16 protein-coding genes and 1 riboswitch are annotated in these 19,177 nt (G+C 33.1%); of the genes, 3 read left to right on the forward strand and 13 right to left on the reverse strand.

The features are described 5' to 3' along the window. Positions 1-101 precede the first annotated feature (101 nt). The 5 genes from I130_RS15455 to I130_RS15475 form a co-directional block, all read right to left on the reverse strand. Positions 102-1,949: an alkaline phosphatase D family protein gene (locus tag I130_RS15455; protein ID WP_034925323.1), complete on the reverse strand. Its 1,848-nt coding sequence runs from the start codon at positions 1,947-1,949 to the stop codon at positions 102-104. 106 nt (positions 1,950-2,055) lie between these two features. After that, entirely contained in the window at positions 2,056-2,583 is a 528-nt protein-coding gene (locus tag I130_RS15460) for a hypothetical protein (RefSeq protein ID WP_034925326.1), read from the reverse strand. Positions 2,584-3,339: 756 nt separating this feature from the next. Next, positions 3,340-4,218 carry a pirin family protein gene (locus tag I130_RS15465; RefSeq protein WP_034925329.1) on the reverse strand — a complete coding sequence of 293 codons (879 nt, stop codon included), beginning with the start codon at positions 4,216-4,218 and terminating at the stop codon, positions 3,340-3,342. Positions 4,219-4,230: 12 nt separating this feature from the next. Further along, complete coding sequence (locus I130_RS15470) at positions 4,231-5,250, reverse strand: pirin family protein (protein ID WP_034925333.1); 1,020 nt, start codon at positions 5,248-5,250, stop codon at positions 4,231-4,233. A 109-nt stretch (positions 5,251-5,359) separates the two neighbouring features. After that, entirely contained in the window at positions 5,360-6,715 is a 1,356-nt protein-coding gene (locus I130_RS15475) for a Na+/H+ antiporter NhaC family protein (protein ID WP_034925336.1), read from the reverse strand. A 57-nt stretch (positions 6,716-6,772) separates the two neighbouring features. Next, positions 6,773-6,868, reverse strand: a riboswitch (SAM-I-IV-variant riboswitch). A 208-nt stretch (positions 6,869-7,076) separates the two neighbouring features. On the opposite strand from I130_RS15475, the gene I130_RS15480 reads away from it, so the two are divergent. Continuing rightward, positions 7,077-8,873, forward strand: coding sequence for a DUF885 domain-containing protein (locus I130_RS15480; RefSeq protein WP_034925339.1), 1,797 nt, complete (start codon positions 7,077-7,079; stop codon positions 8,871-8,873). A gap of 258 nt (positions 8,874-9,131) precedes the next feature. Here the strand turns inward: I130_RS15480 and I130_RS15485 are convergent, their stop codons facing one another. Continuing rightward, positions 9,132-9,368, reverse strand: coding sequence for a VF530 family DNA-binding protein (locus I130_RS15485; RefSeq protein WP_034925342.1), 237 nt, complete (start codon positions 9,366-9,368; stop codon positions 9,132-9,134). A 28-nt stretch (positions 9,369-9,396) separates the two neighbouring features. Continuing rightward, complete coding sequence (locus tag I130_RS15490; RefSeq protein WP_034925344.1) at positions 9,397-10,944, reverse strand: SDR family NAD(P)-dependent oxidoreductase; 1,548 nt, start codon at positions 10,942-10,944, stop codon at positions 9,397-9,399. Between the two features lie 228 nt (positions 10,945-11,172). Here I130_RS15490 and I130_RS15495 point away from each other — a divergent pair, with 228 nt between their 5' ends. Further along, positions 11,173-11,964: an SDR family NAD(P)-dependent oxidoreductase gene (locus I130_RS15495; protein WP_034925347.1), complete on the forward strand. Its 792-nt coding sequence runs from the start codon at positions 11,173-11,175 to the stop codon at positions 11,962-11,964. 201 nt (positions 11,965-12,165) lie between these two features. Here the strand turns inward: I130_RS15495 and I130_RS15500 are convergent, their stop codons facing one another. Next, the gene (locus I130_RS15500; RefSeq protein ID WP_034925350.1) at positions 12,166-13,479 is read right to left on the reverse strand and encodes a DEAD/DEAH box helicase; all 1,314 of its coding nucleotides are present in this window, start codon (positions 13,477-13,479) and stop codon (positions 12,166-12,168) included. Positions 13,480-13,593: 114 nt separating this feature from the next. Here I130_RS15500 and rlmF point away from each other — a divergent pair, with 114 nt between their 5' ends. Then, complete coding sequence (gene rlmF, locus I130_RS15505; protein WP_034925354.1) at positions 13,594-14,448, forward strand: 23S rRNA (adenine(1618)-N(6))-methyltransferase RlmF; 855 nt, start codon at positions 13,594-13,596, stop codon at positions 14,446-14,448. Positions 14,449-14,597: 149 nt separating this feature from the next. On the opposite strand, the gene I130_RS15510 is transcribed toward rlmF, so the two are convergent. The 5 genes from I130_RS15510 to I130_RS15530 form a co-directional block, all read right to left on the reverse strand. Then, positions 14,598-15,716, reverse strand: a complete 1,119-nt coding sequence (locus tag I130_RS15510) for an alkene reductase (RefSeq protein ID WP_034925357.1) — start codon at positions 15,714-15,716, stop codon at positions 14,598-14,600. A 3-nt stretch (positions 15,717-15,719) separates the two neighbouring features. Then, positions 15,720-16,400 carry a type 1 glutamine amidotransferase domain-containing protein gene (locus I130_RS15515; RefSeq protein WP_034925360.1) on the reverse strand — a complete coding sequence of 227 codons (681 nt, stop codon included), beginning with the start codon at positions 16,398-16,400 and terminating at the stop codon, positions 15,720-15,722. A gap of 97 nt (positions 16,401-16,497) precedes the next feature. Continuing rightward, positions 16,498-17,085, reverse strand: a complete 588-nt coding sequence (locus I130_RS15520; protein ID WP_232224199.1) for a Crp/Fnr family transcriptional regulator — start codon at positions 17,083-17,085, stop codon at positions 16,498-16,500. A 25-nt stretch (positions 17,086-17,110) separates the two neighbouring features. Next, a complete protein-coding gene (locus I130_RS15525) occupies positions 17,111-17,812 on the reverse strand; it encodes a hypothetical protein (protein WP_034925364.1) in 702 nt (233 codons plus the stop codon). 96 nt (positions 17,813-17,908) lie between these two features. Further along, positions 17,909-19,177 (reverse strand): cation:proton antiporter, encoded by a 1,269-nt coding sequence (locus tag I130_RS15530; protein WP_034925367.1) that lies wholly within the window; start codon positions 19,175-19,177, stop codon positions 17,909-17,911.

Below are 19,177 nucleotides of genomic sequence, written 5' to 3' on the forward strand. Positions count from 1 at the left end.
TGGAAATTATTAAAATGTATCCAATTGATGATGACCAAAGGTAATTTCTATAATCAAGTAATAATGCACTAAATCATTTTAATACTTTAACTCGAAAATTATTACAATTTAATAACACGCACTCCATGAGGAATTGGTGGAACAAAGTTTTTTTTCTCTTTATTTCCCTTCTTTATAATTTCGTAGTAATCATCATCTGGTAATTTTTTATCGAAATCTAATTCTAAGTAATGTTGCTCCAATTGATCGCTGGACTGATTGTAGATAAATGTATGAATCTTTGTTTTTTCATTTTCATCAAATTCGATAGCTCCAAAATTTTGAGCTACAATAGATTTTCTCACCATTGGGTACAAACTTGCCCGATTCCCCTCGTATTGAAAATCTATAAAACCATCTCCAATATTCTGACTTTCCAGTAAACGAAATATAGATTTAGAAAGACCTGTTTTTATAAACTCATGAGAAATCCCACTAGCTACTACTTCATAGCCTAAAATCATTGTTTCTGCAATGTCATGTTTGCTATTTCTTTTAACATGGGTATCCACCCAAATTTCAATTAATGCAGATTTATGTACATCTCCACTTACAAAAATGGGTTTAATATCCCTCTCCATCCTGTGTTTTACCAGTAAGGATATTAGTCTATTTCTCTCGGCGACATTGTTTTTAGAGGACCAGCCATCGCGAACATCATCGCGTAATTCTGGTTTAAATAATTTGGCGAAGTCTTCAAAGAATTTTAATGGTCTTAGAGTAAGTGGAATAGAGGTAATTAAAATTATTTCTTGATCTCTTTCTAATTTATTGAGCCAGCCTTCGAAATCTTCCCACTGCTTCTCACCTAAAACTTGGTTGTTATTTATATTTCTAGCGCTCCGTAGATCGAAAACATACCCTTTTTTACCATTTACTTCGAAAGAGTATTCCATAGACTTATTCTCTTCTAGCAAGTCCCTAACTTCTTCAGAAGATTTATTTGAAAGCAATAATTGATGCTCTAAAAAGGCTTGCTTTCCTAAGTTGTAATGATCTTCTAAAATCGGATTCATTTTTCCATTTTCATATTCATCTTTTTGGGATCCCCAACCATCTCTTAGCTCATGATCGTCTATAGTACTTAAAGTTGGTAATTTACTATGTGCCGCTTCAATCTCATTAAAAGAATATGATGCATTATAAAGCTTATTTAAATACTCAATATAATGAGTTTCAGAATTATTAAAAGGTAAAGGTCGCCTCTTAGTTTCCCATGCAGACAAAGGGTGAATAATATCTTTTTTCATCTTCTCGCCATAACCAGCATCTACATATACCTGGTCTCCTGTAGTTATTATGAGTTTTGGAGCACCTTTTAATAGACTTGTATCTTTATCACCCATATGTTGATATTCCTGCTTTACCTTAACTGAATCCTCAAATTTCATTGATTGCTCCATGGCGACATTCTTGAAGAGACTGCGCAGTTGAAAACTCGAATTTTTTTCGCCTTCATAAATTTCGGTAATTGGGGTTCCATCATCTTTATAAGCAATATGGAAGGGTTCCATACAGCCATATAATAAAATTGAAAAATTGTCCTTAGCAATAGCATTATAAGTGCCAGGATGTAATTTACCATATCCGATACATTTTTCACTATAACCGCAAAACTCCACATTAACTATATTAGATTGAACAGCAATTACTGAAGTATAAAAAGGAGGTTGTAAGGTAGTTTCTTGAATAATAACATTAGAAGTATCCGAGATTTTTACATTAGGGTATGTAGCAGAACCTTTTATCCATATTCTATTGCTACCCTCAGATGGGTAAGCAACCCGAGCATGAACCTCCTTATATTCATATCCTTTCGTAGGATCGCTTTCTGGGAAATTGATCTGAGAAAATCCAACCTCAGCAAAGAATAAAGAAATGACTGAAAATATTATTAGGGGGTTTTTCATCTTAAGAAATAATATAAAAAGATTTATTCAATTTAATAAAGCATTTTAAAAATGCAACTTCAGGAATTCTATGTAGATTTTAAGATTGTAAATATCTCAATTAATATTAATCTAAACCTTCTAAAATAAAATTAGAACTATGAGCTTTTTGTAATTCTTGATAATATTGATCTATAGAGGATTTTAATATGGCCTCAATAATCAAAATTCCACTAAAAAGCAGGCTAATTATTATACAAACTCCAGATATGTACGGGATTTTAAACGAGATAATAACTCCAATAGCCAAAATAATTATTAGGGTGAAAATGGTCTGAAAGGAAGAGAAATTATCCAGTACTTTCTCCATTCTTAATGTTTCCTTATTTAAGAATATTACTCTATCATTCAGGTAATCATTTTCAACCGAAAGAAAAATTTTAGTGTTGGAATTTCTATAAGTTATTCCTAATAAAATTATTAAAATTCCAAATGTCAAGCTTCCGAAGAATAGACCTTGAAATAATGAATCATTATAATTATAAAATCTACAAATCGCAGAAATAAGGAGCAAAAATATACCTAAGAATATATAATAGGAACTAATAGTCTTCTTTGAAATAATATAATTTTGAAGTGAGGTATAAGGATTCATGAGGGCTTTATAAAGGCGAAAATTTAAATTTAGTTGAAATATAAATGATTTTTAGGTTTTAAAGCAAAAGTAGTCTGTTAAGACTGCTTTTTAAACTACTTTTTAAAAGTCTTATAGAAAATTCCCATAGTTTTCCAACATGATCAATTAATTACCATGCTTTTCAATCTCAGCTAATTGGGTCGCATTATCTTCAACCACCACATTAATTAATTTTTTATTCTTCCCCGAAATCCATTTACATAATTTTTAACCCTTATAATTTTGATATAATAATACTAAGGTTGCATTAGCTCGTATGCTTGAGGAAACATAAGATAGAGAAGACTTATAGATAAAAACTTATTCAAATTTATCTTTGCTCAAAAGAATCCTAGAAGGTTTTAATTCTTTAATATTAAAAACTACTTGGCTCAAAATCATAGCTGTTATTAAAGGAGCGAAAAAGTTTTTTGCTTCAGAAAGCCAAGGATTAAAAATAATTGGAAAGAATTATTTCAGTAGAATATAATAGTACTTCTTTTTATTATTCATTCGGTTAGCAATCAATTGAGATCATTTAAATCTCTTAAATGTTTTAGCATTTTATATAACAGAAATCTAAAAGCATCCTATGAAATTAAAATTTTTGTGCTGTTTAGAAACTTTCAGATTATATTTTTATAAATTAATCAGGCTAATTAAACTTAAATAAAGGCTTATCAAAGATTTTTTAAGACATATTTTGGTAATAATAATTACTTTAATTTTAAAGATTTAATCCTCGATAAGAATTCCCATTTTACCCATTTGATAATCTCTCATAGCTTCTAAAACCTCTGTTTGCGTATTCATTACGTAAGGCCCATGTTGGGTAACTTTTTCTTCTATAGGTTTTCCTGAAAGCAATAAAAATTGAGAATCCTGCTTTAGTGTAACTTCAATACCATTTCCATTAATTTCGTAAACTACAAGTTGTTCTGCTTCTACAATTCCGTATCCTTTTATAAATAGGCTGCCTTTTATTAGATATAGTATACAATTAAAATCATTAGGAATTTCAAATTGCTCAAATCCAGTATCTTTTCCGCTTACCCAGAGAACTAATAATTCACTTTTTGGAGTTACTTTTCCTCGCTGATCCTTATAAGTTCCTGCTATTAGTTTTGTCTCTATTTTTTTGTCTTCAGAAACTATTAAAGGCATGGCTTCTTTAGAAAGGAAGGTATATTCTGGCGGTAACATTTTAGCCGAACTTGGACTGTTTATCCAAAGCTGAATAATCTCTTGTCTAGCTGAATCCTGCAACAGATCTTCTGAAGGTCTTTCGCTATGTACTATTCCCGCTCCTGCATTCATCCACTGCACTTCCCCTTTCTTAGCGACTTGGTCGTGACCCCAACTATCCCTATGTCTAACTTCTCCATCAACTATAAACGTTACTGGTGAAAATCCTCGATGTGGATGTGGACCTACTCCTTGATGTCTTGCTTCTCTATTCTTATTAAATTTTACCGAAGCATGATGCAACAATAAAAAAGGATCTACCTGCTGAATTTTATGAGTTGGTAATGCCTGCTTAACCGGAAAACCATCCATATCAATTTTCTCTGCAGGTAATACATATTCAACATCTTTTAAAATTACCTCACTCATAGCAATTTGTTTTTAATCTTTTAATTCTTCTGTTCCGTCTGCATACAATGCAAACCTACCTTTATCACGGGGATGTGCTTGCTCTGTTTCGGGCCATGGCCATCCTCCAAATTGAGTTTGTCGAAAATCTTGTAATGCCTGCTGTATTTCACTCTGAGAATTCATTACAAATGGACCATATTGAGCAACTGGTTCATTAATTGGTTTTCCTTGAAGCACCAAAAGATATCCATCAGTTATGCCATTTTTTAATTCCAAATCTTCTGTAGAAACCACATTGATAACATGAGCTTCAGAGATCTCTTTTCCTTCAACAGTTATACTATTTCCTTTGTAAAAATACAGTCTTCTATTAATATCTTCATTGCATGCAGGTAGTGTATATACCGCATTCGCTTCCATCTTAATGGTAAGCACCATAACCGCATTTTTAGGATTGGCAGCCCAAGAGTCTGGAGTTGGGGAAAGTGCAGAAAATTCTCCTAGCTTTCCAGCTATTAGGTTGATCTCTACTTTATTGCCATCTGAATCCTCCATTATAATAAGTGGAATGTCCTCTGCCCATAACATTTTAAAATGAGGAGCTACCATTTTATTTGCTTTAGGAAGATTTAACCATATCTGAAAGATCTCAAGGGGGTTTCCTTCATTTTCCTTAATAAGTGGGAACATTTCTGAATGTTGTACTCCTTTCCCTGCTGTCATCCATTGTACATCCCCTGCTCCAAATCTTCCTGCTGCACCTAATGAATCTGTATGATCTACAAAACCTTCTTTATTTATGGTAATGGTTTCAAATCCACGGTGTGGGTGAATAGGAAAACCTGGTATTGTATTACCATGATACATTCTCCAACCATCTCTTATAGAAAAATCTTGTCCTATATTTCTACCATCCAAAGAAACCCCTGGTCCCATTTTATTATTACCCTTAGGATATTCATCTCTGTGGTGAGCACAAAATAAAAATGGATCATTAGTTTCCCATGGAAAGCCAAGAGGTTTTATATTTTTGATCCTAGTATTGTTCATATATGTAAAGTATAAATTCTAAAAACAACAATAAAGTTACATTTTTATAGCTTTATTGTCGTCAAATTTGATATTACTATACAATTTCATTTTATGAAAAAAGGATGTTCTATTCTGTCAATCCATCTTCAAAAAATAACTCCCTTTCTTTTAAAGGTTTTAGTGGCGTTTTTTTTGATGAGATCTGAATATAAATGAGCGTTCCTATTAACAAAAACCAAAGATACCATACGTTGCTTACTAAGTCCAAGTAGTTTATTTTTCCTCCAGCTAAGCTCAAAATTATTAGAGATTGTGCTCCATATGGCAATAAACCTTGTACAATGCATGCAAAAATATCTAAAACCGAGGCTACTTTTTTTGGATTCAATTTGAATTGATCATTCAGCCGTTTAGCGATGGGACCGATTATTATAATTGAAACTGTATTATTGGCTATGGCCATATTAGTAACACCTACCAAACCTGAGATTCCAAAATAAGCACTTTTAGAATTCATCTTAGTTGTAATAAAATTAATTAGAAATGTAATTCCTCCTGCTCTAGTCACTAATGCCGCTAAACCACCGGTTAATAAAGAAAGCAGAAAAATCTCTGTCATACTTGTAAAACCTTCATAAGAGAGTTTGGCAAATTCCAATAATCCGAAATCTCCATAATAAATCCCCAAAATACCTGCGGCTAGTATTCCTATAAAAAGTACTACAAAGACATTCAATCCTACAACAGCGAGGGTTAACACTAATAAATAAGGAATTATTTTAATAATTTCTATAGTATCAGAGGTGTCTAATTTAATGCTATCATTTAAAGAGAATCCTTGAAATAATAAGACTCCAATAGTTATTAAGGCTACTGGTCCCGCAATAAGAATATTTTGCTTGAATTTGTCCTTCATATTTACTTGTAAAGATTGGGTAGCAGCGATCGTGGTATCTGATATAATAGACAAGTTATCACCAAACATTGCTCCTCCTAAGAGTGAGGCGCTTAAAATAGCTAGAGAAACCTCTGCAGTATCAGCAAAACCAATGACTACAGCTCCTAAAGCTACAATTGCTCCTACAGAAGTTCCTGTGGCTATAGACAGAAATGCTGCTATAATAAATACCCCAGCGTATAACCAATGGATGGATATATATTGTAATCCAAGTTGCACAATTGCATCTACACTTCCTGTTGCCTTACAAACAACAGTAAAAGCACCTGCTAATAAATAGATAAGGCACATGGTTAATATTTTGTCATCTCCGCAGCCTCTTAAGAGAGTAGCTATTTTAATGTTCATTGAGTCTTTGAACATAATTAAAGCTAATACGATCCCTAGTAAAACTGCAATTGGAGATGGCAAGGCATAGAAATCATTAAGATAAATACCAGCACCTAAAAAAGTTAAAACAAATAAAAATAAAGGGAGTAATGCATAAAAGTTCCCTTTGTTTTCTGTCTCAATATTATTATTCATAAAATAAATATTTATGAATCTCAAAAAAAAGGAATTTAAAGCAATAAAAAGGAAGTAGTGATTAACATTTGTTCCAAAGAAATGGCTTATCATATTTAGCACCTTGCTTGTTATTGCAGGTTGCTATCTCTTTTGAGATTCTTGATAATTAGCCGCAAATATATAATTTTATTAAATTATGAGTTCTTAAAAGAAGATTAATTTTTTCTTTAAAATTTAAAGAGATTAATACGTCTCCATATTCTATAAGCTTAAAATTTATAAGGCTTTTTCTTCAATATGCTAATCAATAAACTTAAACCCAATTATATGTTAGTTAGATTTCTATTACATTTATAGAACTAATAAAAAATTCGAAGTTATGTTCAAAAAATTAATGTTAACAAGCTGTTTAGCTATGCTATTGATTGGCTGTAAGGATGAAGTTAAAACTGAAGATAAGTTAGAAAGCAACAAAGAAATGAGTGCCAATTTTAATTCTCTTCTTGAGAACTATTATGAAGATGGCTTAAAGTTGAATCCGTTAAGCGCAACAGCGGCAGGAGATAATAGGTATAATGATCAATTTCCTAATACCCTATCTGATGCATATGGAGATTCCTTAGAGAATTATTATACTGCCTATAAAGATTCACTTTCCAATTATAAGGACACTGAACTGAACGAAACAGAACAAATGAGTAAAGCTATTTTACTATGGGAGTGTGATATGAATCTGGAAACTTTGACTTTTAAAAATTACAAGTTTTTTCCAATAGATCAAATGTGGTCTGTGAATCTTAATATGGGCCAATTGGCAAGCGGGATGAGTTCTCAACCTTTTAAGACTGTAGAAGATTATGAAAATTGGGAAAAGCGAGTGGATGGTTATTTAGTTTGGATGTCTTCTGTAGAGGAGAAAATGAAAGAGGGAATGAATGAAGGGTATGTTTTACCAAAATCCCTAATTGTGAAGGTTATTCCACAACTGGCGGCAATGACTGAACAGGATTTGAATAAACATTTGTTCTATACTCCAATCACTAATTTTCCTGAAGGTTTTTCTGCTGAAGAGAAATCAAGATTAAAAGACGAATATTCTAAAATGATTGAAGAAGAAGTAATTCCAGCTTATCAAAAATTACATGACTTTGTTAAGAATGATTATTTACCGGCAGGAAGAACTTCAAGCGGTATTGCCGATGTTCCAAATGGTGAGGCTTATTATAAGCATCAGATAAAGTTGTATACCACTACAGATATGACGGCTGAAGAGATCCATCAATTAGGACTGGATGAAGTTGCCCGCATTTCTTCAGAAATGAAAAAGGTAAAAGAACAAATTGGTTATAAAGGAGATCTAAAATCCTTCTTTAACAATGTTAGAGAGAATAAGGAATTAATGCCATACAAAACTCCGGAAGAGGTCATTGCTAACTTTGAGGCGATCCATGAAACGATGAAACCTCAGTTGGAAAAGTTATTTGATATGACTCCAAAGACTGCTTTTGAAGTTAGAAGAACAGAAGAATTCAGGGAAAATTCTGCTAGCGCTGAATATAACCAAGGTTCTTTAGACGGAACTAGACCAGGGATTTTTTATGTGCCAATTCCAGATGCTTCGAATTACAACATATATTCAGATGAATCTCTATTCTTGCATGAAGCAATTCCGGGACATCACTATCAGATCTCTTTGACTCAGGAAAGTAATGTATTGCCAGATTTCAGAAAAACATTATGGTATAGTGGTTATGGGGAAGGTTGGGCATTATATTCAGAATCTTTAGGAAAAGAATTAGGTCTTTATACAGATCCTTATCAATATTTTGGAACTTTAGGTGCAGAAATGCATCGAGCAGTAAGATTGGTTGTAGATACGGGCTTACATTCTAAAGGATGGACTAGAGAGCAAGCAATACAGTATTCATTAAATAATGAAGCTGAATCTGAAGCAGGAATCACTTCTGAAATTGAAAGATACATGGCCAATCCAGGGCAGGCGCTTTCTTATAAGATCGGGCAATTGAAAATAATCGAATTACGAGAAAAAGCTAAAAAAGACCTTGGTGATAAATTTGATATTAGAAAGTATCACAATCAGGTTCTAGAAACTGGATGTGTGCCTTTAGAATTGTTAGAGAATAAAATTGACAGATGGATCGTAGAAAGTAAATAATGCAGCTCAATAACTTAATAAAAAATGTCCCGATGCTCAATAGAGTATCGGGACATTTTTTGTTTGTCATTCCGACAAAGGAGGAATCTCTTATAATAATTCCCTCATAGCTATAGAGATTCTTCAATCCGATATGCTACCTTCAGAATGACAATTACAAGGCTTTTGTCATTCCGACATTAGGAGGAATCCCTTATGAAATAGACATCATAATCAATTGATAGTCTTCAGTTCACTTAGCTGCCTTCAGAATGACAACTATTGTTTTTGTAAATCCTGCATATAGATCTTCTCCACCTTATCTCTTGCCCAAGGTGTTTTTCTTAAGAACTTTAAGCTAGATTTCACTGAAGGATCGTGAGTGAAACATCTAATAGGAAGCATTTCTCCCATCTTTTCCCATCCATGCTTTTCTACCAAACGCTCAATAATATCTACCAATTTCACTCCGTGTAACTGATTGTTATGTTGTTTTTGAGGTATCTTATTATCCATAAATTTTCAATTTTAACTTTCTTATGTTTTACCAATCTATTGGTCTATAATCTTTAAGGAATTTTCCGCACCAATGTTTGCCTGTATTAATTCCATCGAATAATGGATCCATCACTCTTGCAGCACCATCAACAATATCCAAAGGAGGTTGGAAATCATGGACTTCCACTTTTTTCTTAGACAATTCTGCAGGATCTTCATCTGTAACCCAACCAGTATCAACCGCATTCATAAAAATTCCATCTTTTGCAAATGTTCCTGCAGAAGTATGCGTCATCATATTCAATGCAGCCTTCGCCATATTGGTATGTGGATGTCTATCTTCTTTTTTGAATCTATGAAATTTTCCTTCCATAGCAGAAACGTTAATAATATGTTTTTTACCTGTATTGTCCTTTTTCATTAAGTCTGAAAGCCGATTACATAGAACAAATGGAGCAACCGAATTCACCAATTGAACCTCGATCATTTCTGTAGTTTCTATCTCCCCTAGTCTTAATCTCCAACTATTGGTCTTTCTAAGATCTACTTGCTGCAAATCTGCATCTAGTTCTCCTTCTGGAAACACCTCTTTTGTAGAAAGTGAATTATCAAAACTATATGGAATCTGAGATAATTTAGCTGATGCTCTTAATCCTATTCCAGGTTCGGGTCCATGCCATGTCACTGGCAAAACATTATTTTGATTATTGGAAGAGCCTTCTGTTAAGGATTTTAATTCTTGTAAGGAATTAAAATGATCTGTTAATAGGTCTTTCGCAAATTGCGGTAAAGAATCATATGGTAACTCTTCCTTTTCCATTAAATGTGCAAAGAACCCTGAAGGTCTACGTACAGTTTGAGCTGCATTATTTATAAGAATATCTAAACGTTCATATCGCTGCTCTATAAAATTACAGAAGATTTCTACACTAGGAATATGCCTTAGATCTAATCCGTGAATTTTTAAACGATCTCCCCATTCTTGAAAGTCATGTTCTTTGGAAAATCGCAATGCGGAATCTACAGGGAACCTGGTGGTTGCAACTACTGTTGCTCCTGCCCTTAATAACATTACGGTAATATGATAACCTATTTTAAGCCTCGAGCCCGTTACCACGGCAACTTGTCCAGTGAGATCTGCAGTTTGATAACGCTTTGCATAGTTGAAATCACCACATTCTGTACACATGGTATCATAAAAATGATGCAATTTAGTGTACATAGTCTTACAAACATAACAGTTACGCGGGGATTCTAATTCTGGGCGTTCATCTGCTGGAATGTCAACAATACTAGGTGCAATAAAAATAGTCGCTTCTCTGGCACTTCTAATTCCGGTTTCTTTTCGGGCATGCTTATCTCGCTCTATCATCTTCCTTTTCGCAGCCTTTTTAGAATCTTTTTTCCTCTTAACAAATTCGTCTCTACTTGGGCGTGTTAATGCTCCAGCGGCCTTCATTAAGGCGATTCTTTTTTCTTCAGAAAGATCGAAAATCTGATTAGAATCTTCAACTAAAGACTCTAACATAGCAATGCACAAATTGATATCTGCTTCACTTAAATTTTCTTTTATTTCATCTTTAACAGAACTCATCACATAAAATTTTCAGTCTGCAAATATAATTTTATTATCTACCATTAAGTATAGGCATACTTTAAAATGTTTATCTCTAAGTTAAACCCTAAATATCTGGGTGTTTCCACATAAGTGTATTAATAAAATTTTCACGGTATTATCCGGTTTCGGACACTATTTTAAGTTGACATTAATAAAAAGAAAATATCTAAACTTTATCTTTATACAGAATTAAAAAACATAACTATGAATAATTTTGAAAATAAGAATATACTAATAACAGGAGGTTCTAGTGGAATTGGGAAGGCACTAATTGCGGAATTTCATAAAAACGGCGCTAACACTTTTGCCGTTGTTGGTAGAAACGTTGATAAAATGAAGAAACTCCAGTCAGAATTTCCAGACGTAAAATTTAGTTTTATTCAAGCAGATGTTTCAAAATTAGCAGATATTAAAGAAATCATTAATTCGGTAAAAAAGGAATGGAAACAAATTGATATTCTTATAAACAATGCCGGTGTGGTAAGTGCTGGTGCTTTAGAGGAAACTTCAGATGAGGATATAATTGCTCAACAAAACATAAATACCACAGGACTTATACTGCTCACCAAATATGCACTTCCTCTACTTAAGAAAAGTGAAGATTCTGCCATTATCAATATATCTTCAGGTTTAGGATTAATAGGAATGCCATTTTACGCAACCTATGCTGCAACTAAAGCCGCAGTAAAACAATTTTCTGAAGCATTGAGGAGAGAATTGAAAGATTTTCCAATTCATGTAATGACGGTTTATCCAACTGCAACAGATACTCCAATGATGGAAAGTGCCTCATCTAAAAACATGGATACTCCTAAAATGGTTGCAGAAGACACTGTTAAAGGTTTAAAGAATACGGAAATAGATGTTATTATGGGAGGTAAAGAGCGCAAAGAAAACAATATAGAGAACTTTGAGAACCCTTTAGAGTTTGATAAAAAAGTGAGTTCTATGTTTGATTCTATGAAGGAAAGAGCTTCAAAACATAGATCTATGTAAACTGATTTTTGTAGAGAATGTAAAAAAAAGACGAATGCATTAAAAATCTTTTTAATGCATTCGTCTTTTTAATAGTATAATATTTCCTGCTTAATAATTATCTGAAGGTATCAGAATAGAATATTTAAAGAGTTTAATTCTAGATCCTCGTAAAATTTTTCGAGAACTTATCCAACTTTAGATTTTTAGTTAAATATAGAACTAAACCATTTTTATTCTTACTTTCTTCTTTTTCAGTTTAGTATTGTTAAGCTTGGAGATAAGTTCATTTGCCTTAGATGCGGGTACAGATACAAAACAACAATCCTGTTTCAATTCAATCGCCCCTAATTCCTCTTTTTCTAATTTACCTTGTTTCAGAAATAAACCAGCAATATCACCTTTGGAGATCTTATCTTTTCTTCCGCCAGAAACAAATAAGGTTTCCCATATTGTATTGTTAGATGATTGACTTGTTTTTAAATTTTTGAGTTCATCCATTTCTATAAAATCAGGAAGGTCTTCCTTTTCCCATTTTATAACATACGCATTACCACTCGAATTCATTCTCGCTGTGCGGCCATTTCTGTGTGTAAATTCTTCTTCTTTAAGTGGGAGTTGATAATGAATAATAAAATTTAATTCAGGAATATCCAATCCTCTTGCTGCAAGATCTGTAGCCACAATTATGTTATGAGTTCCATTTCTAAATTTAATTAATGATCGTTCTCTGTCCTGTTGCTCCATTCCTCCATGAAAACAACCGTGGCCAATGTTATTAGCAGTTAAATAATCACTTACCCTTTGAATGCTATCTCTAAAATTACAAAAAACAATACCTGGCTTATTTCCAATATGATCTAAAACTTCTTTTAAAGATTCCAGTTTATCTTTGGAAGCAGAATTTATGGTTTTTACCTGTAGCTGGGACTTCTTTTTGCTATCCAGATAATTAATATGTGCAGCATCCTCAAGTTCTACAAAGCGAGGAATTTCTATTTGTTGGGTAGCAGACGTTAAAATACGTTTTTCAATATTTGGTAGAGCATTAATGATCTCTTTCATTTGTTCTTCAAATCCAACTTCCAAAGATTTATCAAATTCATCTAAAACCAAGGTTTTTATTGAATTCACAGAAAAAGTTTCTCTTCTTAAATGATCTGAAATTCTACCTGGAGTTCCAATTAAAATTGCAGGCTCATGCTTTAACTCAATTTTATCTTTAGAAAATGCTCTGCCTCCATAAACGGCGTTGGTTTTATAACCTGTCCCCATTTCTCTAACCACTTGTTCAATCTGGATGGCAAGTTCTCTAGAAGGAACCAATATCATAGCTTGAACTTCCTTAGAATTCATATCCAACTGGTCTATAATTGGTAATAAGAATGCTAAGGTTTTTCCTGTTCCAGTTGGAGATAACAAAACTACATTAGCATTTGTGCTTATAACTTCGCAAGCCTCTTCCTGCATAGGATTAAGTTTTGCTATCCCCATCTTTTTCAGGATTTCGCTCTGATCTTTTATTGTGTTTGCCATTTGGCAAAAGTACAGCTAAATCCTAAACTTCTAGAGGTTTCTGAAGTTGTGGTAGGTAAGTTATTTCATCCATAATAAAGGTCGTATCTTTGCCCTTCAATTAATCTCACACATTTGCATCCAAATAATAAACATAACGAAGCATATAATTTTGACGAACTTGAGAAAGTTCAGCCAGAATTATCAAAATACATAATAGCCAATCAAAACGATGAAAAAACCATTGATTTTGGTAATAATCAAGCGGTTCTTCATTTGAATAAGGCACTCTTAAAGCATCATTATAAGGTGACGGACTGGAATATTCCACCGAAATACCTAATTCCGCCAATACCAGGAAGGGCAGATTATATTCATCACCTAGCCGATCTATTAGCTGAAGAGAAATTAACTCCAGAAGTTAAAGGACTTGATATTGGGGTTGGTGCTAATTGTATTTACCCTATTTTGGGGAACAGTATTTATCACTGGAAAATGGTTGGTGCAGATATAGATGAAAATGCTGTGGCAGCCGCACAACATAATATAAATACCACTAAGAAACTGAGCCAGAATATTGAAATAAGATACCAAGATGATCATTCTAATATGTTTAAAGGAGTGATCAAAGAAGGGGAATATTTCAATTTTAGCATGTGTAATCCTCCTTTTCATTCTTCAAAAGAGGAAGCAGCAAAAACGAGTAGAAGAAAAACTAAGAATTTAGGAAGGGAAATTGGAAGTCCGTTAAATTTTGGTGGCGAGTCAAATGAATTATGGTGTAATGGTGGGGAAGCTTTGTTTTTAAAGAGAATGATCAAGGAAAGTGCCGATTTCAAGACTCAAGTAGGTTGGTTTACGTCTCTTATTTCTAAAAAGGAAAGTCTTTCAAAAATATACAAGCAATTGGATAAATTAAAAGCTACTTATAAGGTAATTCCAATGAGTCAGGGGAACAAAAAGAGCAGATTTATCGCTTGGAAATTTTAATGTCGTATTGAGGTTTTAAGTATTCCCAGCCTGTCTCAATTAAAAAAATATTCAACACATTCAACTTCGAAAATTCTATATTTGAAGTAATTATAAAAAAAAGCTCTTCAAAGTTAATTGAAGAGCTTTTTTCTATTTTAAAGAGATTGTTATTGTAGAACTGCTTCTCTTTCTGTCTTTACTTTATAATCTATATACCCTTCTGGGCCTCCACTATAGAAAGTATCAGAATCCCATTCATCTACAGCAACATCTTGTTCAAATCTTTCAACAAGATCTGGATTGGAAATAAACAATTTTCCAAAAGCCACAAGATCTGCATTTCCTTCTTCAATCACTTTATTCCCTTTTTCCTGATCAAAACCGCCGTTAATCATTAATGTACCATTATATATTGGTCTATAACGTTTAGCGATATTTGGCTCTGCAAAAGGAACTTCTGAAACATCTGTAAAAGGTTCAGACAAATGTAAATATGCCAGATCGTAGCTATTCAACTTTTCGATAATGTAATCGAAAGTAGGGATAGTTTCTTCATCTACGGTTATTCCAAACAGATTGTGCAAAGAGGGGTTTAGCCTCACTCCTATTTTATTAGATGGAATTACTTCTTTAACAGCATCCAATACTTCAAAAAGAAGCTTGGCCTTATTTTTAATACTTCCTCCATATTCATCTGTCCTATGGTTCGAACAATTACTAAAGAATTGGTGAAATAGATACCCGTTAGAAGAATGAATTTCAACTCCATCAAATCCAGCTTCCACTGCATTCTTGGCTGCGTTCTTAAAGTCTTGAACCGTAGATTTAATATCTTCGATGGTCATTTCCCTTGGGGCAACAGTATCTTTAAATCCTTCTGGAGTAAAAGATTGTGCATGAGGATTTATAGCTGAAGCCGATACAGGTAATTCACCATTATGGAAGTCTGGATGGGACATTCTTCCCACATGCCATAGTTGAATAAATATTCTTCCGTTTGCCTCATGAACTGCCTTCGTTACTTTCTTCCATCCTTCCACTTGCGCTTGAGAATGAATACCAGCTGTATTAACATAACCTACAGCTTGTTTAGACACCTGAGATCCTTCAGTAATTATAAGACCAGCACTTGCTCGTTCTTTATAGTATTGAAGATGTAAATCTTCTGTAGGTTTATTCTCAGAGTTATTTGCTCTACTCCTAGTAAGGGGAGCCATCACTAACCTATTCGGCAGTTCTAGATTCCCCATTTTATAGGATTGTAATAATGCTTGCTTACTAACCATATTCTATTTTAATCTATTCATTAATAATTTTGCAACCTTCGTTGAAGATGCTGGGTTTTGACCTGTGATTAAAAGACCATCTTCTAATGCATAAGGTTCCCAATCTCCAATTTTACTATAATCTGCTCCTTTTTCTTTCATCATATCTTCAATTAAGAAAGGAACAACATCAGTCAATTGAACTGCTTCCTCTTCCCCATTAGTGAATCCAGTAACTTTTTTTCCTTTTACCAAGGCATTACCTTCAGTATCTTGAATATTCTTTAAAATTGCAGGAGCATGGCATACAAAAGAAACTGGTTTGTCATTAGCTATAAACGATTCTATCAATTTTTTTGAAGTTTCACTCTCAACTAAATCCCAAAGAAGTCCATGACCACCTGGATAGAATACAGCATCAAAATCTTCTTGATTTACATCCTCTAATCTTTTAGTATTTGCTAAAACTTCCTGAGTTTTCTTATCCTTATCAAAACGTTTTGTGTCTTCAGTAGCAGCATCTTCTGTATCACTATTAGGATCTATTGGTGGTTGACCTCCTTTTGGTGAAGCCAAAGTTACATTGTATCCCGCATCAGTTAAAATATAATATGGTGCAGCAAACTCTTCCACCCAAAATCCGGTTTTCTTACCGCTATTTCCCATCTCATCATTGCTGGTCAATACAAAAAGTACATTTTTCATAATATTTTAATTTTGTTGATTAATGAGAACAAAATTACGGCGGAGGCTTATGGATATACTTGATGTAAGTTAGGAGGTAGTGTTAAAAAAAGTTAAGCTAGACTACGTCTTTTCTAATTCTACTTAGGCTTTCAGGTTTTAAGCCGAGATAGTTAGCTATATGATAATTTGGTACGCGTTGTTCTATTTTTGGATAAGATTCGCAAAACTCCAAATATCGCTCTTTTCCACTTTTTTGAAGTGTAGATAATATTCTTGTGCGTAGAGAAACAAAAGCATTGGTAGTTTTAATTCTAAAAAAACGCTCGAACTTAGGAATTCTACTATATAGAACTTCTAATGCTTCTCGATTAATAGCTAGAAGAACAGAATCCTCTATAGTTTCTACATATAATTTTGCAGGAACTTTATTAAAAAATGATTCAAAATCTGAGATCCACCAATCCTCTACTGCAAACTGAATAATATGTTTATCTCCTGTTTCATCCAAATAATAAGCCTCCATGCAACCAGAGACCACGTAATATTCGGAATTTACCAGATCTCCAGGTTCTATTAAAAAGCTCTTTTTAGAAATCCTTACTTCTTCTAAGATGCTGGTAAATTCTTGTTGCTCACTTTCTGTAAGGCTTATCACCTTAGTTAGATGAATTAAAATATTCCTATGTATATTCTCTGCCTTCATTTATCTCTTCAATAATTAAGAAGTACTAATCTTCCTCTACTATTTCTGCATCATTATGAGTTGTCCCTTCAAAGCCTTCAGTATATTTTAAATCTATGAAGAAATATTTAGAGGAAATTATGCTAACCAATACCATATCGTCAGATTGTATAGTAGTATCCATTTGCCAAATAATGTTTTCTGCCTCTTCAAAGGATTCAGAACTTAACTTTTCAGTAAATAATCTATTGATCAACGTGTTCTTTGGCATTCCTTGAGCTAGTAATCTTATTATAGCTGCTTCAGAAATTTTATTATCTATTAACAGATCTTTTAATTTATCTGAAGTTATTTTCACCTCAAACTTTACTGCTTCGGGATGTGGGAATTTTCCGTTAAACGCATCATATAGAATTTGTCCTGTATTAAAAAAGTCTTCATGGTAGCCTATTTCAGCATATTCTTCCCACATTTTCTCTTCTCTCATTTCATTCGAAAGATTATCAATCTGTCCAGAATTCAATCTATCATTAAAAACATAACCCAAAATAAGTCTAGCGGCTTCTTCTGGTTCATTTTCAGTAATAGACATATAACACATGTCTTTTAGTTCAGCATCGGCAATTTCAGAAATATCGCCATATTCCATCACTCCAAGCAATTCTTTATATTTTTGCTTATCCCAATAATTGGGTAATGCTAAAATAGTTTCGAAGTTTATTATCTCTGCTTTATATATTGTATTCATCTGTCTTTAAAATTTTAATGTTGTAATTATCCAAATTTTTTAGATCTGCCAAAAGTGACTAATTACAAGTGATTTCTATCACAATACAAGGTTAATTTACCTAGTAGTCTCCTCTAAAACTGGAGCTTTCCATTTAGTTGTTCCTACTTTTATACTATTGGCTTCTTTTAGTGCTTTAGATGATCTTCGTTTATCGTAGATCATAGCGAATGTCATAATTAGACTAGTTCCTATAATTACAAATAATAAGATTCCAGGTTCAAAACTTTCAATTTGAGCCTCCACCGGAATTGCATAAAATAAGAGAACAGTGATTAATCCTCTTGGCGCTATAAATAACTGCGGAAGAATATCTGCACCAATGAAAATTCTGAGTAATACAAACCTAATTCCATATATAGAAGCAATAATCATCAAACTTATTAGTGCCACATCTAGATTCCAAAGAGAAGTGATAGCAATGGTTAAACCAAAGATCACAAAAAAGAATGTTCTTACTACAAAGGCAGTTTCTGCAGTGATAGTATGCAATTCATGATAAATATGGTGGGCTTTTTCAAAATGGAGATATTTTGAAAGTTTGCCTTTAAAGAACAATTTCATATTTGCTATTACCAATCCAAAGATCAAAATAATGATTAAAGATGATAAGTGCATTTTCTTTCCTAATGCGTATAATAATAACAATACTCCAATTAAAAGAAATAATTTTACCTGACTTTTAATACGTTGAAATATTAAGATAATACCATAACTGGCAACTAAGGATATCACAATTGTCAAAATTAAATTCCCACTAAAACCTGCTATTCCTCCATCTTCTGCCGGATTTAATTTTCCCGTTAAAAAATAGAACATCATAATACCCATAATATCAGAGAAGGTACTCTCGTAAATATGAAATTCTCTCTTTGCTCCCGTTAATCCTAGTACGCTAGGAATAATAATGGCACTAGATAGGATGGATAATGGCGTAGCATACAACCAAGCAGATTGCATGGTCATTTCTGGGATAAAATTATATAGAATAAGTGCAGCAGCCCATGCCGAGGCCAATAAACCAATTAGAGCTATTCCCATTGCCTTTAATATGGGGAAAAGTTTTTCTCGTTTCAACTCTAGCTCCAATGCTGCTTCAAGAACGATCATAATAAGTCCTACGATTCCTAAAACTTCCAGAACAGGAAAAAAGTTAACATTCCCAGCATCCCAATAATCCAATAGATATTGAAGTCCGACCCCGAGAATAATTAACATTAAAACCGCAGGAATATTTGTTTTTTTAGATAACCCATTAAATAGGAAGGAAAGTATTATAATTACTGACACTCCAATTATTAAATTATAAGAGGATAAAATTTCCAT

The organism is Gillisia sp. CAL575, assembly GCF_000403785.1.
In the GTDB taxonomy this organism is placed as follows: Bacteria; Bacteroidota; Bacteroidia; order Flavobacteriales; family Flavobacteriaceae; genus Gillisia.